This window comes from Streptomyces sp. NPDC047002 (genome assembly GCF_040704505.1).
Classification (GTDB): domain Bacteria; phylum Actinomycetota; class Actinomycetes; order Streptomycetales; family Streptomycetaceae; genus Streptomyces.
The window spans coordinates 61,895-86,693 of sequence record NZ_JBEYWC010000004.1 but is presented as its reverse complement, the minus strand read 5'-3'; the positions used below and the strand labels follow the sequence as shown (position 1 = coordinate 86,693).

Genomic DNA, 24,799 nt, shown 5'->3' with positions numbered 1-24,799 from the left:
CGTGCGCGCCTACGTCGTGCGACGCTGTCTGCTCGCCCTCCTGCAGTGCCTTGCGGTGGTGGTGGCCGTGTTCGCCGTCGGCTCGCTGCTGCCCGGCGACACGGCCGACGTGCTGCGCGGCGAACTCGGCACTCCTCAGCAGGTGATGGCGTTGCGCGAGCAGCTGGGGCTCGACGAACCGGCGTCGGTCCGCTTCTGGCACTGGCTCGGCCGCCTGCTCACCGGCGACCTGGGCAACTCCCTGGCCACGGGGGTGCCGGTCGGCGACGACATCGGCCGCCGCGTCGGGGTGACGCTCTTGCTGGGGGCGCCTGCCCTGGTGCTCGTCACCGTGCTGGCGCCCGTCGTGGGCACGGTTTCGGGACTGCGTGAGGGAAGCCGCGTCGATCGCGCTTTGAACACCGCTGCCGTCGTGCTGCACGCCGTGCCGGAGTTCGTGCTGGGACTGCTGCTGGTCGCTGCGGTGTCGCTTGCGGCGGGGCTGCTGCCCGCCACCGCCGTCGGCATGGACCCGGACGCCCTGCTCGCCCAGCCGGCCGTGCTGGTGCTGCCCGTCGTCGTCCTGACGGCCCGGCACCTGTGCGACCTGGCCCGGCAGATCCGGGCGGGCGTGGCGGCCGAGCGGCACGGCGCCGTCGCCGAGCACCTGCGCCTGCTCGGCATGCGCGAGCGCACCGTCGTGCTGCGGCATGTGCTGCCCGGCGCGCTGGGCCCGGCGGCACAGCAGTACGCGCGCTGCGTGGAGGGACTGCTCGGCGGCGCGGTGCTGGTTGAAGCGGTTTTCGGATTCAGCGGACTCGGGGAGGGCTTCGTCGAGGCGGTCCAGAACCGGGACCTGCCCCAAGTGCAGGCGTACGCGCTGCTGTTCGCCGGGACGGCCGTCCTCGTGAACCTGATCGGCGATCTGGTCGCCCACCGCCTCGCTCCCCGACGTGAGGTGACCGCGTGAGCCTGCCCTCGACGACGGCATCCGGCCCGGTCGCGACGGGGCACCGCCGCCCGTGGACCGCCCTGGCCCTGCTGGGCGTGCCCGTCATCCTGGCCCTGCTGGGGCCGTTGGCGGCCGGAGGCGACGCACCCCTGCCCGGCGCTCTCCCGTCCCGGCCGCCCGGTTCCGGGCATCCCCTGGGCACGGACGTCCTGGGGCGCGACGCGCTCTCCCTCGTCCTGCGGGGCGGCGCCTCGGTCGTGGGCGGTGCGCTCGCCGCGCTCGCCGTGGGAACGCTGCTCGGCATCCCGCTCGGACTGCTGGCCGCGGGCCCGCGCAGGAGCCTCGACGAGACGGTCATGCGCACCATGGACCTCGTCCTCGCATTCCCGGGACTGCTGGTGCTGATGACGCTGGCGGCGACCGGCCACCGCGACGGGATCTGGCTGGTGGCGGTCGCAGGGGTGCTCCAGGTCCCGGCCGTGGCACGCCTGGTACGCGGCGCCGCGCTCGCACCGGGCTCGCGGACCGTCGTGGAGGCGCTGCGGATGCAGGGGCACGGCTGGGCCTACATCCATCTCCGGCACCTGGTACGGGAGGTGGCGGCGCCCTTGGCCACCGACGCGGGCGGCCGCTTCTCCACCGTGCTGTACCTGCTGGCGTCCGCCAACTTCCTCGGCCTCGGCCTGCCCGCGTCGTCACCGGACTGGGCGGTGCTCATCGAGCGCAACAGCGGTGCCCTGTTCACCCAGCCCGCCGCCGTCCTGGTCCCGGCCGGCCTGCTGACCTCCCTGTGCGTCGGAGGCAACCTGCTCGTCGACCGCGTCCTCGCCCGGAAGAGGAGCCACACGTGACCGGCCCGTCCCCCGCACCGCTGGTGGAGCTGGCGGAGATCTCGGCGCACGCGGAGGGGGCGCCACGACCGCTCCTCGACAAGGTCGGCCTTGCGGTGCCGGCGGGCACCGTGGTCGCCGTCGTCGGACCGTCGGGAAGCGGCAAGACCACGCTGGGTCTTGCCGCCCTGGGCGCCTCGCGCGCCGGCGTGAGCCTGTCGGGACGCGTCCTGCTGGAGGGCACGGACCTCCTGACCCTCACCCCGGCGGCGCGCCGCACGGCGCGGGCCGGACGGGCGGCCCACGTGCCACAGCACCCCGAATCGGCTCTCGACCCGGTCCGCCGCGCGGAGGGCGTACTGAGGGAACTCGCCGCTCTCGGACACGCCGGGAGGGCCGCGCGCAGAGCCGCCGCATCGCAGGCCCTGGCCGCCGCCGGCCTCGACAGGGCCCTGGTGCACAGGCGCTTCCCCCACCAGCTCTCGGGCGGCCAGCAGCAGCGCCTGGCGCTCGCCTCCGCCCTGGTCACGGGCGCCCGGCTCCTCGTCCTCGACGAACCGACCAGCGGCCTCGACCCGTCCCTAGCCCAGGCCGTGGGGCGCACCGTCCGGGCCCTTGCCGACGCCGGTACGGGCGTGCTGCTGCTCAGCCACGACCTGCCCCTGGTGCGGCGCACAGCGGACCGGGCCCTCGTGCTTGAGCACGGACGGGCCGTGGAGTACGGCCCCACGGCCGAGCTCCTCGGCCCCGGCGTACGCGTCGCAGGGCCGCGCGTCCTCGCACGTCACCGAGCCACCCGGGAACTGCTCGCCGCGGAGTGCCGCACGGGCACGGCGAGCCGTACGGCCCCGGTGCCCGAAGGACCGGCGGCGGCACGCTTCGGCGCGGTCACCGCCCGGGACATCGTCGTGCGCCGCCGGTCCGCCGCGCTCCTCGCGGGCCCGGTGTCACTGACGTTTCCGCCCGGCAGCAGAACCGCGTTGCTCGGCCCCTCGGGCTCGGGGAAGACCACCTTCGCCCGCGCCCTCGCCGGTCTGACCGCCCCGACCTCGGGCGAGGTCCGCGTCGACGGCGTACCGCTTCCCGCGCGGATCGACCGCCGTACGACCGCGCAGCGCCGAGCCGTCCAGTACGTGCACCAGAACAGTGCCGACTCCTTCGAGCGGCACCGGCCGATGCTGGACCAACTCGCGGCCACGGCAACCCTCTTGCGAGGCCTGCCCGGCGGGCAGGCGCAGGCAGAGGCGGTGGACATGGCGGCCGCCCTCGGCCTCGGGGCCGAGCAGCTCGACCGGACTCCCGACCGGCTGTCCGGCGGCCAACTGCAGCGCTGCGCCCTGGTCCGGGCGCTGGCCGCACACCCCGCGCTGCTGGTGTGCGACGAGGTGACATCGGCACTGGACACCGCTTCACGCGAACGCGTTCTCGACACGCTGCCGTACCTGCTCGCCCCGGCGGCGACGGCCCTGCTCATCATCAGCCACGACCCGTCCGCGGTACGCGCCCTGTGCACCGAGGCCGTCGTGTTCGACAGCGGGCGCTGCACCCGGCGCGGACCGGCCGACGAGGTGCTGTCACTCCTGGGGCCCGAAGCCACCACTGAGGACACGAAGGCTTCCGGGCCGGACCAGCCGGCCGACCGCGGCCCCGGGCGCTCAGCCGGCGGGCCGCCGGGCGGGGCTACGGTGCGACCCTCACCATCTTGCGGTTGAGGAACTCACCGATGCCCGCCTCGGCCAGCTCGCGGCCGAAGCCGGAGTTCTTGACCCCGCCGAAGGGGCGGCTCGGCGAGTCGGCGAAGCAGGAGTTGACGAACACCATGCCGGCCTCCAGGCGGGCGGCCACCTGCCGGGCGTGCTCGACGTCGGCGTCGAAGACGTAGCCGCCCAGGCCGAACCTGGTGGCGTTGGCCAGCCGGACGGCCTCCTCCTCGCTGTCGACGACGTAGAAGGACAGGACCGGTCCGAAGGCCTCCTCGTGGTAGAGCGGGTTGTCCTCGGTGATGTCGGCGATGATCGTCGGTTCGAGGTAGAAGCCGGGGCGGCCGACACGGCTGCCGCCCGTGACGACGGTGGCGCCCGCGTTCTCGGCCTCCTGGATCTGCCGGAGCAGGCCCTCCAGGGCGCGCTCGCTGGACAGCGGGCCGAGCTGGGTCTCCTTGTCGGCGGGGTCGCCCACCGTGAGCGCGGCGAAGGCGTCCGTGAGCGCGGCGAGCATCTGCTCGCCCCGTTCCCTGCCGACGACGATGACGCGCTTGATGTTGACGCAGCCCTGGCCCGAGTTGTACGTGCGGCCCCTCACGACCTGCTCGACGGCCTGGTCCATCCGCGCGCCGGGGAGGATCAGCGCCGGGTCGCTGCCGCCCAGCTCCAGGACGGCCTTCTTGAGGTTGCGGCCCGCGCGCTCGCCGACCGCGGTGCCGGCACGCTCGCTGCCGGTGAGGGTGACGCCCCGCACGCGGAAGTCGTCGATCAGCATGCCGACCTGCTCGACGCCGCAGAAGAGGTTCGTGTACGCGCCCTCGGGCGCCCCGGCCTCCTCGAACAGCCTGGCGAAGGCCAGCGCGCACTGGGGGACGCTCTCCGCGTGCTTCATCAGCACCACGTTGCCCGCGACGAGCTGGGAAGCGGCGACGCGGACCAGCTGGTAAAAGGGGAAGTTCCAGGGTTCGATCGCCAGGATCACGCCGATCGGTTCGGTGACCACCTTCGCGCCGGGCTCCTCGGGCAGCTCCTGCTCCGCGAGGAACCTCTCCCCGTGCCGGGCGTAGTAGTCCATGATGTCGGCGACGAGATCGACCTCGAAGTCGCCGAAACGGGTGACCTTGCCCATTTCCAGGGTCAGCAGTTCCCTGTACTCGTCGTGCTTCGCGCGCAGGATCTCCGCCGCCCGGGCGACGATACGGGCCCGCTCCGCGACGGGACGGAACCTCCAGTCCTCGCGGTAGAGCCGGTCCGCGGTGTCCAGCGCGGCGAACACCTCCTCGTCCGACTGGAGCGGGAATTCCTTCACGAACGCGCCGGTCGCCGGGTTGATTGTCTGAAAGCTCATGGTCTGCTCCTTGTTGTCGTACATCTCGGGGGCCGGGGGTGCCGTGCCCCAGGTCTCGGGCTACTGGGCGTCGCCTTCGAACAGCGGCCGGTGTGCGGACGGCTCGACCCAGTCCTGGGCCCGGCGCAGCCAGACCTCGGCGGTCGGCTCGATGCCGGTGTGGTCGTCGAGGGTGCCCGCCTTGACGATCATGAGTTCGGGCGCCTCGTGCAGGACGGTGAAGACCGGTGTGCCGCAGTCGCCGCAGAACTGCCGGTCGCGCGGACTGCCGTTCTCCGCGCCGGTGGTCCGTACCGCCTTGGGGGTTCCCTCGACCCGCAGGGAGTCGCGCGGCACCAAAACGTTCACCGAGAACGCGGAGCCGGTGTGGCGCTGGCAGTGGCCGCAGTGGCACACGACGACGGCCGCGGGCTCCGCGTCGAACCGGTAGCTGATCGATCCGCACAGGCAGTGACCGGTGCGGGTACGGGGGCGTGGTGCGAGGTCGGTGGCGCTCATCTCGTGTTCCGCTCTCCTGTGGACTGCCGGGTGCGTGCCCGCGCGGCGGCGGTGTGCCCCGCGGTGGGGGAGCCCGCGGGGCGAGCCTTCCGGTGCGGGCTTACGCCGCTGATCAGGGCAGTTCGAGAGTCGCCCGAAAGCCCGGGATCAGCCAGACACCCCTGTCGTCCACGTCTCGCGGAGCTACCACCGGCAGGGACAGGACCGGCCGCGCGAACCGCGCAATACTCGAAACATGGCAAGCCACCACGGGGCCCGGGAAGACGCTTCAGCAGCGGCAGGAACAGGCCCGCAACCGGAACCCCGGAACCAGCGGCACGAGGGTCTCGACCCGCGCGCGGAGCTGAGCGAGTTCCTGCGCACCCGCAGGGGCCGCCTCAAGCCGGCCGATGTCGGTCTCACCGACCACAGCCGCCGGCGTCGCGTCCCGGGGCTGCGGCGCGAGGAGCTGGCACAGCTCGCCGGAGTCTCCGCCGCGTACTACACGCGATTCGAACAGGGGAACGCCCGCAATGCCTCGCGTGAGGTGGTGGACGCGATCGCGCGTGTCCTGCGTCTCTCGGACGCCGAGCACGCCCACCTCGTGCAGCTGGCCCAGCCAAGGCGACACGCGGAGAAGCACATCGAACCCCCACGGCAGCAGGTCAGGCCCGAGGTACGGGATCTCCTCGCGGCCATGGAGGGGGTGCCGGCCTACGTGTGGGGCCGCCGCTCCGACGTGCTGGCCTGGAACCAGACGGCCTCTGCCGTATTCGGCGACTGGGCGGCCCGGGCCCCGCGGGACCGCAACTGGGCCAGGATCACCTTCCTCGACCCTGCCTCTCGCAGGCTTTTCACCGACTGGGACGGCAAAGCCCGGGACGTGGTGGGGCAGTTGCGGCTGTGGGCGGGCCTGCACCCGGACGACGCCCTCCTCGCCTCGCTGGTCGGTGAACTCTCCATGGAAAGCACGGAGTTCCGCAGGCTGTGGGCCGCGCACGACGTCAAGAAGAAGACCCACGGCACCATGCGTCTGACGCATCCGCTCGTGGGCGGGCTGACCCTGCGCTACGAGACCCTCGCGCTCCAGAGCGACCAGGACCAGTACCTGAGCAGCTACCACGCCGCACCCTCATCGGCCTCCGAGCAGGCGTTGCGCCTGCTGGCCAGCTGGGGCGCCGACGCCGCCAGGGACCGGTCCCCCGGCGCCCTGGGCGACTCGGAACGCTGAGTAGTACGCGCGCGGTGTCGCCCGTCGGGAGGGTGACGGCCCCGGGTCCGAGGGGACCCGGGGCCGGCGTCCGGTACGGCGGGGCCGGGCGGGTCAGGCGGCCGGGGCGCCGTTGATGTGGAAGGGCACCTGGACGATGTTGGAGGCGACGCCGAGGAGCCGGAGGTCCTTCGCGTCGATCCTGCCGTCGTGGTTCGCGTCCTTCACGACCGGGGGCGCGTCGTCGTAGACGCCGTCGTGGTCGAGGTCGGCCACGACGGCGACCGTCAGGACGCTGTCGACGTCCTTGCCCGCTATGGAGTCGCCGACGATCCAGGTGTCCCACAGCTCGGTCCCGTGCGGGGTGCGGTCGGTGACGCCGGTGAGGTTGAAGAGGTTGGCCAGGTTCGTCCCTGGGCCGGAGAACGGCGCGGTGGAGTTGACGGTGGAGTCGAGGACGACGAGACCGGGGTTGCGGTCGTCCTGACCGGGCGAGAACGTGCCGGGGAAGGGCGGTATGTCGTTGTGCGCGGCGGGCCCCGTCAGCTGCGGCCCGGTGAAGCCGGTCTGCTTCAGCGAGGCGTTGTGGAAGGACAGCTCCATGTCCACGAACCAGCCCTTGCCGTCGGCGCCCGTGTTGTCGCCCCGCTCGGGTGCGAACACCTCGACCGACACCGGCGCGGTGTGCGGGGGCCGCACGGGGGACGGCTTGCCGTAGTGGGCCGTCGCGCGGTGCGTGTCCGGTGTGGCGGCGTTCGCCGTGGAGAGGGAGGCGGTGACACCGCCGGCGACCGCCGCGAGGGCGGCGCCGCCGGCGAGGACGCGCCTGAGCTTCTTCCCGTTGCGCTGCATGGGGATTCCTTTCGTGGTGTGCGGGTGGGGGAAAGGCGGGGAGGGCGGCGTCACGTGGCCGGTGCGGCCTTGGTGATCTTGGTGCCCTGCGGGTCGACGGCGTGCCAGGCGCCCTTGACGCCTTGCCCCTTGGTGTCGCCCGCGGCGCTGTCGCCCGCGAACAGGTACACCGGCTGCGAGCCGACGGTGAGCTGGTGCGTGCCGTCCTTGCGGGTGATCGAACCGAGCAGGCTCGTGTTCACGCCGTCGGCGTGGGTGGTGGCGGGCACCGGGGGCCACTTGGCGGCGCAGTCCTGGTAGCAGGAGGAGGCGCCGGGGGTGGTGGCGTCCTGGTCGAAGACGTACAGGGTGCGGCCGGAGCCGTCGACCAGGACCCGGCCGAGGGCCGGCGAGTCCGAGACGCCGACGCCGCCCGCGCCGTCCGCCGGTGTGCTCGGCGCGGCGGCCGTGCCCGACGCGGCCGCCTTCGGCGTCGCCGGCGCAGAAGCAGCGGAGTCGGAAGAGCCGCCCCCCGAGGAGCAGGCGGTGGCGAAGGCGGCGAGGGCGAGGCCGGCTGCGGCGATCGCGGGGGTGCGCAGGGCGCGGATCATGGTGTTCTCTCTCTTCCCGTGTCGGTGGTGGTGCCGACGGCGTACGGGTGGGCCGGTGTGCGGGTGGCGGCCCGCTGGGTGGGTGCCCTTGGCGGCGGGCACGGGCTTGTCGGGGCATGCCGGAGCGGCGCGCGGCGGGGCGTGCGGGGGCCGGCGGTCCGTTCGCGCCCGGCGGGCCGGGGGCCGCCGGGCGCGGTGTGCGGTGTGCGGTGGTGTTGCGGTGTGGTTCAGGACGGGTGGACGGTGGCGAGGACGCGCCCGGAGTGGTCGAGGACCGACAGGGTCCTGATGTGCCCGGGGTGCACCGAGCTCGCCCCGGTGACCCGGGCCGCGGTGCCGGGGGTGGCCCCCCAGGCTGCCGCCTGCTGGGTACGGCCGTCGTCGTCGGCCACCCGCAGGGTGAACGAGCCCGTCGCCGGCAGATGGCGCAGGTCGAGATCGACGGCCGTGCCCCAGGGCTTGGCGGTGAGCTTCGCCTCGCCCGCCACGTCCGTCCCGCCGGCGGCGACGAAGGCCAGCGGCGGCGGGCCGTCAGGCTGGCCGGTGCGGACGAGTACGCCGCCCAGCAGCGCGGCCGCCACCAGCGCGGCGGCCGGCGCGAGCAGCCGCAGCTGCGGACGCCCGCGCCTGCGAGGCCCCGCCGTCTGGCGGCGTACCCCGTCCAGCAGCCGTTCGAGGGAGGCGTCGCGGGCGCTCACCCTTCCGTCCTCCGACTGCCGTGCGGGGGAGGTGCCTTGAGGGTGCTCAGGGGGCTCAGGGGGCTCGGGGCGTTCGGGGCCGGGGGCCCGGCCCGCCGGGCGCCCCGCGTCCGCGTCGTCCGGCCGGGCGGCGGGGACGGCGCGCCGCAGCAGGCCGGGCAGCGGTGTCAGGCCCGCCAGCTCGTCCCTGCACGCGGCGCACTCCGCCAAGTGGGCTTCGAACAAGCGGCGTTCACTCTCGTCGAGGCCGCCGAGAACATAGCCGCCCATCAGTGTGCGCACCTCGGCGTGGCCGCTGTTCACCGCAGCACCCCCATCTCCTCGAAGGCCGTGCGCAGGCTGCGCACCGCGTAGTAGGCCCGGGACTTCACCGTGCCCTCGGGCACCGTGAGCCGTCGTGCCGCCTCGGCGACGCTCAGCCCGTCGTAGTACAGCAGTCGGACCACGGCCCGGTGGTCCGCGGTCAGCCGTTCCAGGGCAGTGGCGACCAGTTGTGCCTCCAACGCGGCCTCGATGTCGTCGTGGGCCGACACCCGGTGCATCGCCCGGTCGTCGCTGACCGTGGCGGGGCGCACCCGCTTCGCACGCCATCCGTCCGTGACGACGTTGCGCGCCACGGTGAAGAGATAGGAGCGCGCCGTGTTCCTGTCGACCCGCTCGATCGTCCGCCAGGCCCGCAGCAGAGTCTCCTGCACCACGTCCTCGGCCTCGTCGCGCCCGTCGACGTAGCGCAGCACGAAGGCCATCAGCACGTCGTAGTGGTCGCGGTGCAACGCGGTCATCAGAGCCTCTTCCGGCGAGGGCACCGGCATCGATCCGCCTCCTGTCTGCGCGGGACGCTGGAGGCGTCCTGCCGGAAGCGTGTACGAGCCGGTGCGCGCCCCGGTTCAGCGAGCGCCCGCATTCCGTCGACGACCCCCCGACGCCCCGGATCGGCGCGTGCGGGCCGCAGCGCGGTGCGCGGTGGCGAACCCCGGCCTCAAAGCCCCCCTGATGCCTGGGTGTTGGGCGGGCCCGGCAGTTCGACCGTGGTGGTGACGCGAACGAGCGAGGGGGCCGGCGGCACCGAGCCGAAGCCGAAGCGCACGGGCGGCTCGATCCGCGCCATCGGGCCGAGGCCGGTGCCGTCCCAGGAGGCCGAGACCGCGGCCAGCGGCCGCAGGTCCCTGGCGCCGTACCACTCGCGGCGCCCGCCGCCCGCGGTGCCGCGCGTACGGACGCCGTCGAGCAGGACGCGGGCCGGGAGGTCCGTCAGCGCGCTCCACGCGGGGCGGCGGGCGAGCGGCCCCGGCACGGCGCGCAGGGCAAGCCCGAGCGGCCCCCTGCGGCCCGCGGTGAAGCGCCAGGCGAGCGGGCCCGCGGCGACGGTCCAGCTCGGCCCGGACGCCGTCACCGCGACCGGCACCACAAGGACGGTGTCGAAGAGATAGGTGGCCGCGACGAAGCCGGCGGCCTCCCGGGTGGGCGCGAGGAGCAGCCGGTGGCCGTCGGGGCGCTCGGCCATCACGTCGCTGAACGCGCCGAAGGGCGAGCGCGGCCAGTGCCCGAGCACGAGCCGCGTGCCCGACGCCGTGCCGGTGCCGGCGATCCATCCGTCGAAGCGCAGCCGCCCGCGGCGCGCGCCCGCGTCGGGATTCCCGCTCATCGCCGTCCCGTCCCTGTGCCGTCAGCCGTCAGCCGTCAGCCGTCAGCCGTCAGCCGTCCGACGGCCAGCAGACCACGGGCCGCGCGGCGCCGCCGTGTGCCGCGCCTGTCCGGCGAGCGCGTCCTGGTCCCGCGCGGTGCGCGCGCGTGCCGGTCCGATGCCGGGACCGCTCACCGCCGCCTGGTAAGCGGGCGGTGGCCAGGGACGTGCGGCGGCCCGCCCGCCGCCGCGCCGCCCCGCGGGCGCCGGCAGCGAGGCGGCGAGCGTGCGCCCCTGGCGCCCGCGCAGCACGAGCACCAGGACCAGCTCGGTGAGGAACACGGGGACCAGGACGGCCCCGTAGATCTTGTGGATCTGCGAGGGATCGCCGCCGGCCCGTCGCCGGCGCGATGCCCGACCTCTGCAACCCCGCACAGCTCGACGTGCTCGTCCGCGTCTGGAAGGTGGCCGGCCCGCTCTGAACCGGCCGGGGACCCGGCGGTGCCGGCCGGGGACCCGGCGGCCGCACACCGCGCCGCGCTCGTCCGGCATCCCGCGGGCGGTGGCGGGCAGACGCCCTCAAGGAAGCGGACGCGCACCGGAGCGCCCCGCCCCGGACCCGGGAGGTCCCGATGCTGGAGATCAGGCCGGAGCGGTTCGCCGGACGGAGCTGTCAGGTGCTGCTCGACGGCGAGCCGGTGGCGCGCTGGTCGGCCCGCGCCCTGCGGTCGGGCGGCGAGATCGAGCTGGCGGGGGAGACCCTCGTGCTGCGCTCCGCCGGCTGGGGGAGGAGCTTCGAGATGCTGGCGGGGGAGCGGGTACGGGCCTCCGCCACGCGCGAGGGCGCGCACTGGCGCATCGTCGGCGAGGGGGCGGAGTACGAGCTGACCCGCGCCACCGGCCTGCGCGGGCGCAGGCGGCTGCTGCTCGGCGGGCGCAGCGTCGGCGAGTTCCGGCGCAGCGGCCTGCGCGGCGGGCTGACCGCCGACCTCTCCGACGTGCCCGCGCCCCTCCAGGTCTTCACCGGTCTGGTGGTGCTCACGCTGTGGCGGCGCAGGAGCGCGGCGACGGCAGCCGCCGCTTCCAGCAGCTGACCGGCGACCGGGACCGCCCCGGCTGCCGGAGCGCGGCAGGGCATTCCGCCCGGACGACGCCCAGGGGCTCCGCGCGGTCGTCCGCTGCCCACGGCGGCGGGCGCCCCGCCGCTGGAGACCTCGATGCCGTTGGCGTGCAGGTAGTTGTTGATCTCGCGCACCTGTGAGTGCGGCGGCAGGCGCTGGGTGCCTGCGGTCCACTTCACACGGTCCAGGTAGGGCTCCAGCGTCTCCACGTAACCGCGCGGGTCGCCGATCGCGCGCGGCGGTGCGCACCTCGGTCAGGTCTGCGGTGCGCGGCGACGGGCACGCCACGGTCGGGCAGGCGGACACCGGGGGCGTCGTACGCCGACCTGATGCGACAGGCTTGTGTACTTGTCTGACAAGATGCTCTACTGAGGTGACTTCGACCACGGGAGGCCGCTCTTGTCCGATGTCACGGCACCGCCCGCCACCCCCGCGAGGACGCCCGCCTGGGTGCGCACCGCGACCCGCTGGATCCAGCTCACCCTCGCCGAGGACGACCCCGCCCACTTCGACGCCGGCTTCTGGCTCGACCTGATGCGCGAGAGCCGGGCCAACGCGCTCTGCCTCAGCGCGGGCGGCTACATCGCCTACTATCCGACGCGCATCCCCTTCCACCACCGCAGCGCGTACCTGGGAGACACGGACCCCTTCGGCACCCTCGTCGAGGGCGCGCGCCGCCTCGGCCTGCACGTGATGGCGCGCGTCGACCCGCACGCCGTGCACGCGGACGCCGCCCGGGCGCACCCCGAGTGGCTGGCGTGCGACCCCGAGGGCCGCCCGCTGGAGCACTGGGCGTATCCCGGCGCGTGGCTGACCTGCCCCGCTGGCGACTACCACCGGCAGTTCGTCACCGAGGTGGCCCGCGAGATCGTCCGCGACTACGACGTCGACGCGGTCTTCGCCAACCGCTGGGACGGGCACGGCGGCATCTCGTACAGCGAGGCCGCGCGCCGCTCCTTCCGCGCGGAGAGCGGCTGCGAACTGCCCCCGGAGGAGCCCGGGCCGGCCGGGCCCGACCCGGTGCGTGCCGCGTACGGCGCGTGGCGGCGCCGCCTGCTCGGCGGTCTTGTGGCCCGCTGGGACGCGGCGGTCAAACAGGAGCGCCCGCACGCCTCGTTCATCCCCAACCTGGGCGCGACGACCGTACGCGACCTCGACCCGGTGGTCGCCGAGCGGCACTCGCCGTTCTTCGTCATCGACAGACAGGGCCGCTCCGGTACAGAACCCCTCTGGACCGCGGGCCAGTTGGCGCGGCGCAGCCGGGCCGTCCACGCCGACCGCCCGGCCCAGCTGATCGCCTCGGTCGGCCCCGAGCACCGGCACCGCTGGAAGGACTCGGTGGCGCCGCCCGCCGAGGTGCTGACCTGGATGGCGGACGGTTTCGCGCACGGCATCAACCCCTGGGTGACCAAGTTCAACGCGACGGTGCCCGACCGCCGCTGGGTGGCGCCGGTGGCCGACCTGTTCCGCCTGCACGCCCGCATCGAACCCGCCCTCGCCGCGCTCGCGCCCGCCGCCGACGTCGCCGTGCTCGACGCCCCCGCGCCGCCCCACCGCACCGGCCGCGAGCAGCTGCGCGAGGGCCACCAGGACGGTGTGCACCAGGCGTTGACTGCGGCCCGCATCCCGTTCGAGCTGATCTCCGACGACGCGCTGAGCGCCGAGCGGCTCGCGCGGCACCGGGTCCTCGTCCTGACCGGTGCCGAGCGGCTGGGGCCCGGCCAACTCGCCCTGATCCGCGGCCATGTGGCCGGCGGCGGCGGGCTCGTCGCGCTGCACGGCGCCGGGCTGCTCGACGAAGAAGGCGCCGAGCGGCACGACTCGGCGCTCGGCGAGCTGCTCGGCGTGCGCCTCGCGGGACCGCCGCGCGCGGTGCGCAACAAGTACGCGGCGCTCACCGGGCCCGCACACCCGCTGCACGAGGGCTACGGCGGCGCGGCGCGGATCATCGGCGGCAGCAGTGTGCTGGACGCGGTGGCGGCCGAGGACACCGAGGTGCCCTTCCGCTTCGTGCCGGACTTCCCCGACCTGCCGATGGAGGAGGTCTACCCGCGCGCGGAGCCCGAGGCGCCCGCGGTGGTCTGCCGCCGCCGAGAGGGCGGCGGGCGCACCGTGTACGTGGCGTTCGACCTGGGCGCCGTGTACTGGGAGGCGCTCCAGGAGGACCACGCGCGGCTGCTGGCGAACGCGGTGCGCTGGGCGCTCGGCGCCCCGCCCGCGGTCCGCGTGGAGGGGGAGGGGCTGGTGGACGTGGCGGTGCGCGAGGGCCCCGGCGCGCTGAGCGTGGCGCTGGTGAACATCAACGACCCGGCCGCGATGCGCGGCACGCGCAGCTCCGTGCAGCAACTCCCGCCGCAGACCGTCTCGGTGGCGCTGCCGCCCGGGGTGCGGGGGGCAGCGGCGCGCCTCCTCGTCGCCGACGAGGAGGCGCGGGTGCGCGTCGCGGCGGGACGCGCCGACGTGACCGTGCCGGGGGCCGGGCTGATCGAGGTGGTGCGGTTCGACTGGCAGCGGGAGGCGGCGCCGGGCGGTGCGGGGTGAGCGCGCCCGGCGGGCCCGCGCCCTGGTGGCGCGAGCCGTTCAGGATGTTCCAGACGAACCTGCGCGAGACCGACGCGGGCCTCGACGTCGAGCGGGTGCTGGACTTCATCGAGGACTTCGGCGCCGACACCTGGCTGCTGAGCGTCGGCGGCATCGTCTCCAACTACCCCACGGGGCTGGGCTTCCAGACCCGCAATCCGGCGCTCGCGCGGCGCGCCTCCGGAGACCTCGTCGGGGACGCGGTCGCGGCGGCCGCGCGGCGCGGTGTGCGGGTGCTCGCCAGGATGGACTTCTCCAAGGTGGACCACGCGCGCGCGGAGGCCGACCCTGAGTGGTGCTTCGTCGACGCGGCGGGCGAACGGCAGGTCTACAACGGGCTGGTGAGCGTCTGCCCGCACGGGCCCTACTACCAGGAGCGGCTGTTCGACGTCCTCACCGAGGTGCTCGACCGCTACGGCGTCGCGGGCTTCTTCCTCAACTGGATGTCCTTCAACGAGGTGGACTACAGCAGGCGTTACCGCGGCGTCTGCCACTGCCCCGGGTGCCGGGAGCGATGGGCGGCGGAGCACGGCGCGCGCACCCCGCTCCCCGCGGGGCCCGCCGACCCCGGCTATGCGGCCTGGCGGCGGCTGGCGCGCGCCGCGCTCGACGAACTCACCGCGCGGATCAGGGCCCATGTCGCGCGGCGGCGCCCAGGAGCCGCGCTCATCCTCGGGGACCGCGCCGACGTCGTCTTCCACGAGGCCAACAACGCGGTGGGCCGCCCCCTGTGGCACCACGCGGCCGCCGAGGCGGTGAGCGCGGCCAAGTCCCGCAGGCCCGGGGTGCCGGTGCTGGTGAACGCGGTGGCGTTCCTCGACATGCCCTACCGCTGGGGCGGCGAGGACCCGCACCACTTCGCGCAGTACCTGGTGCAGGCGGTGTCCAGGGGCGCCAACCCGTCCACGTACGTGATGGGCACGCCCGACACGGCGGCCTACGGCTGCCTCGGCGCCGCCGCCCGCGTCACCCGCTTCCACCGGGACCACGCCGAGGTCTACCGCGACCTGCGCCCCGACGCCCCCGTGCTGCTGGTGCGCCCGGCGGCCGACCGGGCGGCGCCCGAGCGGGCCGAGCGCGCGCTCGGCGAGTTCCGCGGGGTGTATCTCGCCCTCCAGGAACGGCACATACCCTTCGACGTCGTCCCCCAGGATGCGCTCGCCGAGATGGGCGGCCGCGTGCCGCAGGGCGCGGGACACCGCGCGACGGCGTCGCTCGGCCGCTACCGGCTGCTCGTGCTGCCCGACCTCGCCCCGCTCGCGCCGGGCGAGAGCGACGCGGTCGGGGCCCATGCGGCGGGCGGCGGCGCCGTACTGGCCACCGGGGGCACCGGGCTCGGCGGTGACGGCGTCCCCGCGTGGCTGCCGTACGCGCGCGTGCGGGCCGGCTGGGAGGGCGAGGAGCCCACCCGCTCGCTGCACCTGAGCGGCGACGGCACACCGGAGCCGTACCTCCCGGTGACCGGCGCCTTCCACGTGGTCGAGCCGCGGCGCGGCTCGGCGACCGCGCTGCACGCGCTCTCCCGGCACCCGTACGGGCCGCCGGAGAAGTGCCACGGTGCGCGACCGCTGCCGCACCCCGGCCTGGTCGCCGCCGCGTACGGCGGGGGCCGGGTGGCGGCGCTGCCCTGGCACCCGGGCCTCGGCTACCTGGAGCTCGGGCTCGGCGCGCTGCGCGACCTGGTCGCCGACCGGGCGATCGAGGCGGGCGGCGCGGGGCTCGCGGTGGCGACGGAGCTGCCCGACCGGGCCGAGATCGTCCTCGGCAGGTCCGCCGCCGGCCGGGTGGCGCACGTGCTCAACCGCAGCGGGGACGCCGCCGGGCGGTTCCTCGCGCCGCTCCCGCTGGGGGAGTGCGGGCTGACACTGCCGTGGCAGGACGCGCCCGCCGAGGTCGAGGCGCTCTGCGCCGGCCGGTCCCTGCCGGTGGAGCGCACCGCCGAGGGGGCCAGGGTCGTCCTGCCGCGCCTCGGCCTCTTCGAGGTGCTGACGGCCCGCGGGTGAGGCACACGGCCGGGCCGCTCACCGGTCGTCAGAATATTGTCAAACAAGTATGCAAGAACTCTTGACGGGCAATCGGCTCGGCAGTGCAATGACCACATCGACCCACCCACCCGGCCACGACGCAGGGACCGCGACGACGGGAGAGCGCGATGGAGCGCAGGGTTCTGCTGAAGGCCGGTGCGGCCGCCCTCGCCGGCGGCCTGGCCGCGGCCTGCGGCGTCGGCAGGGACGACAGCGGCACCTGGGACGGCCACACCTCGCTGCGCTACGCCTTCTGGGGCGACAACATCCGGCTGAAGACGTACACCAGGGGCTTCGACGCGTTCTCCGCGGCCCACCGCACCATCGGCGTCGTCCCGGAGTTCGCCTCCTACGCGCCCGCCCAGGAGCGGATGACCACGATGATCGCCGCGCACGACCTGCCGGACGTCTTCTGGATCGCCTCGCCCCAAGTGGGCACGTACGGCAAGAACAAGCTCTACCACCGCCTCGACGGCATCCCCACACTGCGCCTCACCGACTACACACCGGGCCAGCTGGAGTCGTTCCGGCTCGGCGGGGCCCTCGACACCCTGCCCCTCGGCACCTACGTCTCCGCGTTCCGCTTCAACGAGGACTTCGCCCGGCAGGACGGGATCGACTTCCCCGAGGGCGACAGCCCCGGCTGGACCTGGGACAAGCTCGCCGAACTCCTCGTCGACTACAGCAGACACAACACCCACGGCCGCAAGGCGCTGCCCTACAGGTCCGACATCGACCTGCCCTTCGAGTCGTGGCTGCGGCAGCACGGCGAGCAGCTGTGGACCGAGGACGGGCGCATCGGCTTCACCGAGGACGGGCTCGCCTCCTGGTTCGAGTGGTGGGAGAAGCTGCGCCGCGCCGGCGCCGCGCTCAGCATGAGCGAGCAGGAGGGCATGGCCTTCGACTGGCCCACCGTGGGCGGCAAGGTCCTCGCCAACTTCGGCGACTCCAACCACATCGTCGACGAGGCCAAGATGTTCCCCCAGTACCGCTTCAGGCTGCGCCCCGCGCCCGTCGCGCCGGGCGCCGCCGCCCACCACAAGTTCCTCTACTGGCCGCGCATGGCGATCTCCGGCGAGATCGACCGCTCCCTGCTGCACGCCGCCGGGCTGCTGCTCGACTTCAACGTCAACAACGCGGTCATGCCGCTGCGCACGGGGCTCTCGATGGGCGCGCCGGCCAACCGCGCCGTCGTCGCCGCCTACCGCCCCCACGCCACCCGCGACGAGACCGAGATGCTCGACCTGGTCGCGGCCGACGAGGCGTCCCCGCAGCTGGGCGGCCGCTTCGAGGCGCCGCCCGGCGCCAACACCTGGCGCGACACCATGACCCAGGTGGGCGGCGACATCGCACTCGGCAGCACCTCACCGAAGGACGGAGCCCGCGAGATGATCTCCCGTGTCCGGGCCGACCTGGAGCGCGGATGAGCGCCAGGCGGACCGTCAAGTCCCCCGGCGGCGCCGTCTCCCACCTGCACCGGCAGGGGCGCGCCGCACACGTCTTCCTGATCCCCTGGCAGCTCGGCCTCGTGCTCATCACGGCCGTGCCCCTGCTCGCCTCCCTCTACCTCGCCTTCACCGACTACGACATCCTGGCCTCACCGCACTTCACCGGCCTCGATAACTTCCGGCGGATGGCCCAGGACACCCAGTTCTGGCACGCCGCCCGGGTCACACTGATCTACGTGGCGGTGTCGGTGCCGCTCCAACTCGCCTTCGCCCTGCTGCTGGCACTCGTACTCGACCGGGGGCTGCGCGCGCTGGCGTTCTACCGCAGCGCGTTCTACCTGCCCTCGCTGCTCGGGGCCAGTGTGGCCGTCGCCATCCTGTGGCGGCAGATCTTCGGCGACACGGGACTCGTCAACCGCGCCCTCTCCCTGATCGGCGTCCACGGGCACAGCTGGCTCCAGGACCCGGCCACCGCACTCGCCACCCTGATCCTGCTGCACGTCTGGGCGTTCGGGTCCCCCATGGTCATCTTCCTCGCCGGGCTCCGGCAGATACCCGACGACCTCTACGAGGCCGCCCGGGTCGACGGCGCCCGCCTCTGGCGGCAGTTCCGGCACATCACGGTGCCCCTGCTGACACCGATCATCTTCTTCAACCTGATCCTCCAGACCATCGGCGCCTTCCAGTCCTTCACCCAGGCCGACATCGTCAGCAAGGGCACAGGGGGACCGTCCGACTCGACCCTCTTCTACACCCTGTACCTCTACAAGCAGGGCTTCGTGAACTTCGACATGGGATACGCCTCCGCGCTCGCCTGGGTGCTGATGGCCGTCATCGGCGTCATCACCGCCGGCCACTTCCTGGCGTCGAAGTACTGGGTCTTCTACGGAGACGAATGATGAGCACCCGGCTGCGCTCCACCCTCACCCACACCGCGCTCGGCGCGTTCGTCCTGCTGATGCTCTACCCCCTGCTGTGGATGCTCGTCAGCGCCTTCAAACCCGGCAACCTGGTGCTCTCGGAACCCGGCCTGGTGCCGCACAAGCCGACCCTCCGCAACTTCCCCGACGGCTGGAACGTCCTCAGCCAGCCCTTCTCGGTTTTCTTCGTCAACTCCCTGATCGTCTCCGTGGGCGCCATCGTCGGCAACCTCTTCTCCTGCTCGCTCACCGCCTACGCCCTGGCGCGCCTGGAGTTCCGCGCCCGCAAGACCTACCTCGCCATCACCCTGGGCGCGGTGATGCTGCCGATCCACGCGCTGATCATCCCGCAGTACATCGTCTTCTCCCGGCTGCACCTCGTGAACACGTACGTACCGCTGCTGCTGCCGAAGTTCCTCGGCACCGACGCCTTCTTCGTCTTCCTGATGGTGCAGTTCATCCGCACCATCCCGCGCGACCTGGACCGCGCCGCGTGGATCGACGGCGCCGGTCCGTACCGCACGTTCTGGAACGTGGTGCTGCCGCTGATGAGGCCCGCGCTCGCGACCACCACCATCTTCACGTTCATCTGGACGTGGAACGACTTCTTCGTGCCGCTCGTCTACCTCACCCGCACCGGCGCCTTCACCGTGCCCGTGGCGCTCAACTCCATGGTCTCGGCGGAGAACCAGAGCGGCATCGGCATGCTGTTCGCCATGTCGGTGATCTCCCTCCTGCCGATCCTGGCCTTCTTCGCCTTCGCGCAGAAGCACCTGATCCGCGGCATCGCCACCACGGGGATGAAGTGAGCGGCCCCGGCGCCCCGCTCATCGTGGTGACGGGCGAGAACGACGCGCGGCGCCGAGCGGAGATCAGGGCCGCGGCCGAGCCGGCCGCCGTGGTCTTCGCCCCGGACGCTGCGGCGGCCGGAGGGGCGCTCGCCACGGCCGAAGCGGTCGTCGGCCGGGTGCCGCCGCACCTGCTCGGCACGGCCGGGCGGCTGCGCTGGGTGCACAGCCAGGCGGCCGGCGTCGACGCCGAACTCTCCCCCGAACTACGGGCCTCCGGAGCCGTGCTGACCTCGTCGGCCGGCAACGGCGCGGTGCCGCTCGCCGAACACGCCCTGCTGCTCATGCTGATGCTCAGCAGGGACGCCCCGCGCTGGGCCCGCGCCCAGGCGGAACACCGCTGGGACCGGCACACCCACGGCGAACTCGCGGGCCGCGTCCTCGGCGTCGTCGGCCTCGGGCACAGCGGCCTCGACCTCGCGGCGAAGGCCCGCGCCTGCCACATGCGGGTGCTCGGCGTCCGGCGCCGCCCAGGACTGCCCGCGCCAGGTGTGGACGAGGTGCACGGCCCCGAGGGGCTGCCCGAGGTCCTCGCGGCGGCCGACTTCCTGGTCGTCACCGCGCCGCGCACCCCCGCCACCGCGCACCTGCTCGGCGCCGCCGAACTCGCCCTGATGAAGCCCACGGCGTTCCTCGTCTGCGTCTCGCGCGGCGGCATCGTGGACGAGGCCGCGCTCATCGACGCGCTGCGCGCGGGACGGCTCGCCGGCGCCGGCCTCGACGCGTACGCGACGGAGCCCCTGCCGCCCGAGAGCCCCCTGTGGGAGCTGCCCGGGGTGATCGTCACGCCGCACAACGGCGCCACCACCCGGGCCACCGCGGACCGCGGCCACGCCGTCCTCCTCGCCAACCTCCGCCGCTTCGCCGCGGGCGAGCCGCTGCTCAACGTGGTGGACCAGGAGGCCGGCTACTGAACACCCGCCGCACACCGGGCAGACGTACACCCGGGGAGACGCACACGGTCTGGCGGGTGCACTTGTCTGACTGTGACAGACTGAGGCCGTGGCGAACGAAACACGTTTCCGGGTCGGCCCCTCCTCGCTGACCGAGGCGCTGTACGAGTCGGTGCGGCGCCGCATCGTCACCGGTGACATCAAGGCCGGTGAGAAGCTCACCGAGGTGCGCATCGCGACCGAGTACGACGTGGCGCGGCCCACCGCCAAGGCGTGCCTCGAACGCCTCGTGGTCGGGGGCCTGCTGCGCAGGTCGGCGCATAAGACGGCGGTCGTGCCCCGGCTCGACGAGGCGGAGATCAGGGACCTGTTCCTCAGCCGCGCCACCGTCGAGGAGGCGGCCGTCGCCGCGCTCGCGGCCGGGCGCTCGGTCCCCGCCGGAGCCGAGCAGGCCCAGGCCGCGATGGAACTCGCCGCCCGCGACCGCACCTTCGACGCCCAGGTGGAGGCCGACATCGCCTTCCACTCGGCGCTGGTGGACGGCACCGGCAGCTCCCGGCTCTCCCGGATGCACCACGTCATCCTGGGCGAGGTGCAGCTGAGCATGGGCCAGTACCAGGCCCACAGGACCACGGATCCCGAGACCGTGGCGGCCGAGCACGCCGCCGTGCTCGACGCCATCCGCGCGGGCGACCCGGAGGCGGCACGCACCCGCCTGCGCGACCACCTCGACCACGCGCGCGAGCGGCTGCTCGCCGCGCGCGCCGAACCGGACGGGCAGCAGGAGCCGGTGTGAGACCCCCTGCGCGCGAGGCCCGTTGTCAGATGGTCCCGCACACCGGCAGCGCCGGGGGACTGACGCGTCACTTGCCAGGGAAGTAAACTTGTCAGGCATCACAGTGAGTTGGCGCAGAACCCCTGCCGGGTGACGCACGGCGACGGGCACGCGTCGCGGCGGAAGGAGCGGCATGGAGACGATCGCGTTCATCGGTCTCGGGGTGATGGGGCTGCCGATGGCGAAGAACCTCGTCGGAGCCGGGCACGACGTCGTCGGCGTGAACCGCTCGCCCGCCCGGGCGCGGCTCCTCGCCGAGCAGGGCGGCCGCTCGGCGGCGACGGTCGCGGACGCCGTCGGCCAGGCCGACGTCGTGATCACGATGCTCCCCGACACCCCCGACGTGCAGGACGTGGTACTCGGGCCCGGCGGCGTCCTGGAGAACGCCCGCAGCGGAGCGCTGCTCATCGACGCGAGCACCATCAGGCCCGACGCGTCAGCCGCGGTCGCGGACGCCGCGGCCGCGAAGGGGCTCGACGCCCTCGACGCGCCGGTCAGCGGCGGCGAGGCCGGGGCCGTGGCGGGCACGCTGTCCGTCATGGTGGGCGGCAGTCCGGCCGCGTTCGAGCGCGCGCTGCCGATCCTCACCGCCGTGGGGAAGACGGTCGTCCACGTCGGGCCGCCGGGCTCCGGCCAGACCGTGAAGGCCGCCAACCAGCTCATCGTCGCCGGCACCCTCGAACTCCTCGCCGAGGCACTGGTGTTCCTCTCCGCACACGGCGTCGACCCGGCGAAGGCCACCACCGTGCTCGCGGGCGGCCTCGCGGGCAGCGCCGTGCTCGACCGCAAGGGCCCGGCGATGCTGGACCGCGCCTTCGAGCCCGGCTTCCGCGTCGACCTGCACCACAAGGACATGGGCATCGTGACCGCCGCCGCCCGCGAGGCGGGCGTGGCCGTCCCCCTCGGCGCCGCGGCGGCCGGGCTGCTTGGCTCGCTGCGCGCCCAGGGCGCGGGCCACCTCGACCACTCGGCGCTGCTCCTCCAGGTGGAGCGCCTCTCGGGGCGGGAGAACGAGCTGTCGGCCGACGAGTGAGGGCCCGGGTCACCCGGCGACGGCGGCGACCAGCTCGTCCTTGCGCACCCGGCCCGTGCTCCTGCCGACCACCCGGCCCTCGGGGTCGAGCACCAGCACCGTCGGCGTCCTGAGGATATTGAACAGCCGTACCAGGCGCATGTGCTCGCTCGCGTCGAGCTCCACGTGCACCACGCCGCCGTGCTCGGCCGACACCTCTTCGAGCACCCGCCGCACCGCACGGCACGGCGCGCAGAACTCACTGGAGAACTGGACCAGTGTGGCCCTGGCCCCGAGCGGCCCGCCCAGGTCGGCCGCCGCGAGCCGCCCCGCGTCGCCCACCGGCGTACGGGCCGCGGTGCGCGCCCGCAGCCTCCCTTCGGTGCGCCGCCGCACGAGCCCGAACACCGCGGCCGCCATCAGCACCGCCACACACACGACCAACCCAGCCACGTCCAGGGCCTCCGAGAGTTCACACGACTGCAAAACACCTCCCGGGGCCACCGGGCCGCGGGCGGGAGAGCATGGTGACCATGCACATCGACACAAGGGGACCACGATTCGGGGCCGCCGTCACCACGGTGGTGCTCGCCGTGGTCCTCCTCACGGGCAGCGCGGGCCTCCTGGCCTGGCAGGCGCTCTGCTTCGCCCTCGGCACCGCGCTCGGCGTCCAGAGGTCCCCGTACGGGCTCTTCTTCCGCTTCCTGATACGTCCCAGGCTCGCGCCGCCCGCCGAGACCGAGTCACCGGGGCCGCCGCGCTTCGCGCAGGGGGTGGGCCTCGTCTTCTCCCTCGCCGGGCTCGCCGGCTACCTCTTCGGGCAGGACTGGCTCGCCCTTGCGGCCACGGCGTGCGCGCTCGCGGCCGCGTTCCTCAACGCGGCCTTCGCGTACTGCCTCGGCTGCGAGATGTACCTCCTGCTGCGCAGGGCCACCGCGCCCGCGGCATGAGGCCGGCCGCCCAACCGCCCGGTCAGGGCCTGCGCAGCGGGGTGACGACCGGGCGGCCCGCCGCGTCGGGGGCGACCGCGACCCGGGCCGTGTAGACGCGGGAGACCAGGCTCTCGGTGACGACCTCGGCCGGGGGACCGGCCGCCGCGGTCCTGCCGCGGTCGAGCAGGACCAGCCGGTCCGCGTACTGCGCCGCGGCGGTCAGGTCGTGCAGGGTGGTGACCACCGTGAGCCGCTGCCGCGCGCGCAGGTCGTCGACGAGGTCGAGCACGTGCTGCTGGTGCCCCAGGTCGAGCGCGGAGGTGGGCTCGTCGAGCAGCAGCAGCCGCGGCTCCTGCGCCAGGGCGCGGCCCAGCGTGACGCGCTGCCGCTCGCCGCCGGAGAGCGCGGACAGGCGGCGGCCGGCGAACGCGCCGAGGTCGAGCGCCCCCAGGGCGCGCGCCGCCGCCTCCCGGTCGCGGGCGCCCGGCTTGGCGAGGTGCCCGAGGTGCGGGGTGCGGCCGAGCAGCACGTACTCCCGTACGGTCATCTCCGGCGGCAGCACCGGGGCTTGGGGCACGTACGCGACGAGCCGGGCCCGTTCCCTGCTGCGCAGCCGGCCGAGGTCGGTGCCGCAGAAGCGGACGGCGCCGGTGTGCCGGGCGAGACCCGCCATGGCGCGCAGCGCGGTCGACTTGCCCGCGCCGTTCGGACCGATCAGCGCGAGCCAGCCGCCGGGGGCGACGGCACAGGACAGCTCGCGCACCACCGGGGCGCCCGCCAGTTCGACGCAGAGGCGGGACACGTCGAGCCCCGCGGCCTCCCGCGCCTGGCCCGTCATGTGCGCACCGCCCTGGTGGTCCGCAGGATCAGCACGAACGCGGGCGAGCCGACGAGCGCGGTCACCACGCCGATCGGCAGCTCGGCCGGTGCCACGGCGGTGCGGGCCGCCGCGTCGGCGAGCACCAGGGCCCCGGCGCCGAAGAGGAGGGAGAGCGGGAGCACGAGGCGGTACGAGGTGCCGGCGAGCCGCCGCACCGCGTGCGGCACGACGATGCCGACGAAGCCGATCAGGCCGCTGACCGCCACGGCGCTCGCCGCGGCCAGCGCACAGGCCGCCACGACGACCAGCCGCACGGCGGCGGGGCGCAGCCCGAGGGCCCGGCTCTCCTCGTCGCCCACGGACAGCACGTCGAGGTGGCGGCCGTGCAGCAGCACCACCGCGAAGGCGACCGCCAGATACGGCAGGATCTGCACCGTCTGGTGCCAGGTGGCGGCCGAGAGCGAGCCGAGCAGCCACGAGTAGACCTGCTGGATGTCCTGGCTGGAGCGCTGGAGCACATACGTCTGGACGGCGGAGAGGAACAGCGAGACGGCGAGGCCGGCGAGCAGCAGGGTGGACGTGCCGGGGCCGCCGGTCACCCCCGCCAGGTAGGCGAGGGCCACCCCGGCGAGCGACCCGGCGAACGCCGCCCCCGGCACGGCGGGCGAGGCGGCGCCGCCCAGCGCGACGATGGCGACCGTGGCGCCGAGCCCCGCGCCCGCCGAGGAACCCAGCAGCGACGAGTCCACCAGCGGATTGCGGAACACGCCCTGGTAGCCGGCGCCCGCCAGCGAGAGCGCCCCGCCGACCAGCGCGCCGAGCACCACGCGCGGCAGCCGGATCTGGAACAGCACCCCGCGGTCCAACGCGCTCATCCCGGACGGCAGATGCACGAACGGCAGCCGGTCGAGCAGCGCGGCGGCCGTGCCGAGCGGATCGAGGTCGGCCGCGCCCGCACTGGCGCCCACCAGGACCGCGACCGCGAGGAACGCGACCGCGATGCCGTAGAGGCGCACGGTGCGTGCGCGACTGCGCGGCGGCCTCCCCGCCTCCGGCGCCCCCGCCTCCGGCGCCCCCGCGTGCGGCACCCCGGCCCGCGGCCG

The 24,799-nt window shown here is 74.4% G+C and carries 25 protein-coding genes; 14 read left to right on the top strand and 11 right to left on the bottom strand.

The features are described from left to right. The first annotated feature begins 1 nt into the window (after position 1). The 3 genes from AB0910_RS06200 to AB0910_RS06190 are packed head-to-tail and all read left to right on the top strand — an operon-like array spanning position 2 to position 3,473. Complete coding sequence (locus tag AB0910_RS06200; protein ID WP_366743349.1) at positions 2–949, top strand: ABC transporter permease; 948 nt, start codon at positions 2–4, stop codon at positions 947–949. Next, entirely contained in the window at positions 946–1,782 is an 837-nt protein-coding gene (locus AB0910_RS06195; protein ID WP_366743348.1) for an ABC transporter permease, read from the top strand. Before AB0910_RS06200 ends, AB0910_RS06195 begins: the two co-directional genes overlap by 4 nt. After that, a complete protein-coding gene (locus AB0910_RS06190; RefSeq protein ID WP_366743347.1) occupies positions 1,779–3,473 on the top strand; it encodes an ATP-binding cassette domain-containing protein in 1,695 nt (564 codons plus the stop codon). Before AB0910_RS06195 ends, AB0910_RS06190 begins: the two co-directional genes overlap by 4 nt. On the opposite strand, the gene AB0910_RS06185 is transcribed toward AB0910_RS06190, so the two are convergent. Next, positions 3,442–4,812, bottom strand: coding sequence for an NAD-dependent succinate-semialdehyde dehydrogenase (locus AB0910_RS06185; RefSeq protein ID WP_366743346.1), 1,371 nt, complete (start codon positions 4,810–4,812; stop codon positions 3,442–3,444). The two genes, AB0910_RS06190 and AB0910_RS06185, sit on opposite strands and share 32 nt — an antisense overlap. Before the next feature lie 60 nt (positions 4,813–4,872). Next, complete coding sequence (locus tag AB0910_RS06180) at positions 4,873–5,310, bottom strand: GFA family protein (protein WP_366743345.1); 438 nt, start codon at positions 5,308–5,310, stop codon at positions 4,873–4,875. A 235-nt stretch (positions 5,311–5,545) separates the two neighbouring features. Here AB0910_RS06180 and AB0910_RS06175 point away from each other — a divergent pair, with 235 nt between their 5' ends. Continuing rightward, on the top strand, positions 5,546–6,520 hold the full coding sequence (locus tag AB0910_RS06175) for a helix-turn-helix transcriptional regulator (RefSeq protein WP_366743344.1): 975 nt from the start codon (positions 5,546–5,548) through the stop codon (positions 6,518–6,520). A gap of 93 nt (positions 6,521–6,613) precedes the next feature. On the opposite strand, the gene AB0910_RS06170 is transcribed toward AB0910_RS06175, so the two are convergent. From AB0910_RS06170 to AB0910_RS06145, 6 genes are all read right to left on the bottom strand, one after another. Then, complete coding sequence (locus AB0910_RS06170) at positions 6,614–7,351, bottom strand: hypothetical protein (RefSeq protein WP_366743343.1); 738 nt, start codon at positions 7,349–7,351, stop codon at positions 6,614–6,616. A 50-nt stretch (positions 7,352–7,401) separates the two neighbouring features. Next, positions 7,402–7,941 (bottom strand): hypothetical protein, encoded by a 540-nt coding sequence (locus AB0910_RS06165; RefSeq protein WP_366743342.1) that lies wholly within the window; start codon positions 7,939–7,941, stop codon positions 7,402–7,404. 227 nt (positions 7,942–8,168) lie between these two features. Continuing rightward, positions 8,169–8,942, bottom strand: a complete 774-nt coding sequence (locus tag AB0910_RS06160; RefSeq protein ID WP_366743341.1) for a zf-HC2 domain-containing protein — start codon at positions 8,940–8,942, stop codon at positions 8,169–8,171. After that, complete coding sequence (locus AB0910_RS06155; protein WP_366743340.1) at positions 8,939–9,421, bottom strand: sigma-70 family RNA polymerase sigma factor; 483 nt, start codon at positions 9,419–9,421, stop codon at positions 8,939–8,941. Before AB0910_RS06155 ends, AB0910_RS06160 begins: the two co-directional genes overlap by 4 nt. 197 nt (positions 9,422–9,618) lie before the next feature. Further along, entirely contained in the window at positions 9,619–10,284 is a 666-nt protein-coding gene (locus AB0910_RS06150; protein ID WP_366743339.1) for a hypothetical protein, read from the bottom strand. 42 nt (positions 10,285–10,326) lie between these two features. Next, positions 10,327–10,605 carry a hypothetical protein gene (locus tag AB0910_RS06145; protein ID WP_366743338.1) on the bottom strand — a complete coding sequence of 93 codons (279 nt, stop codon included), beginning with the start codon at positions 10,603–10,605 and terminating at the stop codon, positions 10,327–10,329. Between the two features lie 290 nt (positions 10,606–10,895). Here AB0910_RS06145 and AB0910_RS06140 point away from each other — a divergent pair, with 290 nt between their 5' ends. From AB0910_RS06140 to AB0910_RS06100, 9 genes are all read left to right on the top strand, one after another. Further along, on the top strand, positions 10,896–11,357 hold the full coding sequence (locus AB0910_RS06140; RefSeq protein ID WP_366743337.1) for a hypothetical protein: 462 nt from the start codon (positions 10,896–10,898) through the stop codon (positions 11,355–11,357). Between the two features lie 426 nt (positions 11,358–11,783). Continuing rightward, on the top strand, positions 11,784–13,925 hold the full coding sequence (locus tag AB0910_RS06135; RefSeq protein ID WP_366743336.1) for a hypothetical protein: 2,142 nt from the start codon (positions 11,784–11,786) through the stop codon (positions 13,923–13,925). Continuing rightward, positions 13,922–15,967: a hypothetical protein gene (locus AB0910_RS06130; RefSeq protein WP_366743335.1), complete on the top strand. Its 2,046-nt coding sequence runs from the start codon at positions 13,922–13,924 to the stop codon at positions 15,965–15,967. Before AB0910_RS06135 ends, AB0910_RS06130 begins: the two co-directional genes overlap by 4 nt. A gap of 149 nt (positions 15,968–16,116) precedes the next feature. Next, a complete protein-coding gene (locus AB0910_RS06125; protein ID WP_366743334.1) occupies positions 16,117–17,415 on the top strand; it encodes an extracellular solute-binding protein in 1,299 nt (432 codons plus the stop codon). Then, complete coding sequence (locus AB0910_RS06120; protein ID WP_366743333.1) at positions 17,412–18,335, top strand: sugar ABC transporter permease; 924 nt, start codon at positions 17,412–17,414, stop codon at positions 18,333–18,335. The genes AB0910_RS06125 and AB0910_RS06120 overlap by 4 nt, the downstream gene beginning before the upstream one ends. Continuing rightward, positions 18,335–19,165 carry a carbohydrate ABC transporter permease gene (locus AB0910_RS06115; protein ID WP_366743332.1) on the top strand — a complete coding sequence of 277 codons (831 nt, stop codon included), beginning with the start codon at positions 18,335–18,337 and terminating at the stop codon, positions 19,163–19,165. Before AB0910_RS06120 ends, AB0910_RS06115 begins: the two co-directional genes overlap by 1 nt. Next, a complete protein-coding gene (locus AB0910_RS06110) occupies positions 19,162–20,118 on the top strand; it encodes a D-2-hydroxyacid dehydrogenase (RefSeq protein ID WP_366743331.1) in 957 nt (318 codons plus the stop codon). Before AB0910_RS06115 ends, AB0910_RS06110 begins: the two co-directional genes overlap by 4 nt. 88 nt (positions 20,119–20,206) lie before the next feature. Then, a complete protein-coding gene (locus tag AB0910_RS06105; protein ID WP_366743330.1) occupies positions 20,207–20,893 on the top strand; it encodes a GntR family transcriptional regulator in 687 nt (228 codons plus the stop codon). Positions 20,894–21,065: 172 nt separating this feature from the next. Next, a complete protein-coding gene (locus AB0910_RS06100) occupies positions 21,066–21,965 on the top strand; it encodes a 2-hydroxy-3-oxopropionate reductase (RefSeq protein ID WP_366743329.1) in 900 nt (299 codons plus the stop codon). A gap of 9 nt (positions 21,966–21,974) precedes the next feature. On the opposite strand, the gene AB0910_RS06095 is transcribed toward AB0910_RS06100, so the two are convergent. Next, on the bottom strand, positions 21,975–22,397 hold the full coding sequence (locus tag AB0910_RS06095; protein WP_366743328.1) for a thioredoxin family protein: 423 nt from the start codon (positions 22,395–22,397) through the stop codon (positions 21,975–21,977). 80 nt (positions 22,398–22,477) lie between these two features. Between AB0910_RS06095 and AB0910_RS06090 the strand changes: the two genes are divergently transcribed. Next, positions 22,478–22,894: a DUF4395 domain-containing protein gene (locus tag AB0910_RS06090; RefSeq protein ID WP_366743327.1), complete on the top strand. Its 417-nt coding sequence runs from the start codon at positions 22,478–22,480 to the stop codon at positions 22,892–22,894. A gap of 22 nt (positions 22,895–22,916) precedes the next feature. Here the strand turns inward: AB0910_RS06090 and AB0910_RS06085 are convergent, their stop codons facing one another. Together AB0910_RS06085 and AB0910_RS06080 are read right to left on the bottom strand one after the other, a co-directional pair. Further along, a complete protein-coding gene (locus tag AB0910_RS06085) occupies positions 22,917–23,714 on the bottom strand; it encodes an ABC transporter ATP-binding protein (RefSeq protein ID WP_366743326.1) in 798 nt (265 codons plus the stop codon). Beyond that, positions 23,711–24,712, bottom strand: a complete 1,002-nt coding sequence (locus tag AB0910_RS06080) for an iron ABC transporter permease (RefSeq protein ID WP_366743325.1) — start codon at positions 24,710–24,712, stop codon at positions 23,711–23,713. Before AB0910_RS06080 ends, AB0910_RS06085 begins: the two co-directional genes overlap by 4 nt. Between the last annotated feature and the right edge of the window lie 87 nt (positions 24,713–24,799).

What these genes read in the sequence shown, in the direction of transcription:
- AB0910_RS06185 (WP_366743346.1), bottom strand. Translation starts at nt 4,812, where the DNA reads ATGAGCTTTCAGACAATCAACCCGGCGACCGGCGCGTTCGTGAAGGAA.
- AB0910_RS06180 (WP_366743345.1), bottom strand. Translation starts at nt 5,310, where the DNA reads ATGAGCGCCACCGACCTCGCACCACGCCCCCGTACCCGCACCGGTCAC.
- AB0910_RS06175 (WP_366743344.1), top strand. Translation starts at nt 5,546, where the DNA reads ATGGCAAGCCACCACGGGGCCCGGGAAGACGCTTCAGCAGCGGCAGGA.
- AB0910_RS06170 (WP_366743343.1), bottom strand. Translation starts at nt 7,351, where the DNA reads ATGCAGCGCAACGGGAAGAAGCTCAGGCGCGTCCTCGCCGGCGGCGCC.
- AB0910_RS06165 (WP_366743342.1), bottom strand. Translation starts at nt 7,941, where the DNA reads ATGATCCGCGCCCTGCGCACCCCCGCGATCGCCGCAGCCGGCCTCGCC.
- AB0910_RS06155 (WP_366743340.1), bottom strand. Translation starts at nt 9,421, where the DNA reads ATGACCGCGTTGCACCGCGACCACTACGACGTGCTGATGGCCTTCGTG.
- AB0910_RS06150 (WP_366743339.1), bottom strand. Translation starts at nt 10,284, where the DNA reads ATGAGCGGGAATCCCGACGCGGGCGCGCGCCGCGGGCGGCTGCGCTTC.
- AB0910_RS06140 (WP_366743337.1), top strand. Translation starts at nt 10,896, where the DNA reads ATGCTGGAGATCAGGCCGGAGCGGTTCGCCGGACGGAGCTGTCAGGTG.
- AB0910_RS06125 (WP_366743334.1), top strand. Translation starts at nt 16,117, where the DNA reads ATGGAGCGCAGGGTTCTGCTGAAGGCCGGTGCGGCCGCCCTCGCCGGC.
- AB0910_RS06120 (WP_366743333.1), top strand. Translation starts at nt 17,412, where the DNA reads ATGAGCGCCAGGCGGACCGTCAAGTCCCCCGGCGGCGCCGTCTCCCAC.
- AB0910_RS06115 (WP_366743332.1), top strand. Translation starts at nt 18,335, where the DNA reads ATGAGCACCCGGCTGCGCTCCACCCTCACCCACACCGCGCTCGGCGCG.
- AB0910_RS06100 (WP_366743329.1), top strand. Translation starts at nt 21,066, where the DNA reads ATGGAGACGATCGCGTTCATCGGTCTCGGGGTGATGGGGCTGCCGATG.
- AB0910_RS06090 (WP_366743327.1), top strand. Translation starts at nt 22,478, where the DNA reads ATGCACATCGACACAAGGGGACCACGATTCGGGGCCGCCGTCACCACG.
- AB0910_RS06085 (WP_366743326.1), bottom strand. Translation starts at nt 23,714, where the DNA reads ATGACGGGCCAGGCGCGGGAGGCCGCGGGGCTCGACGTGTCCCGCCTC.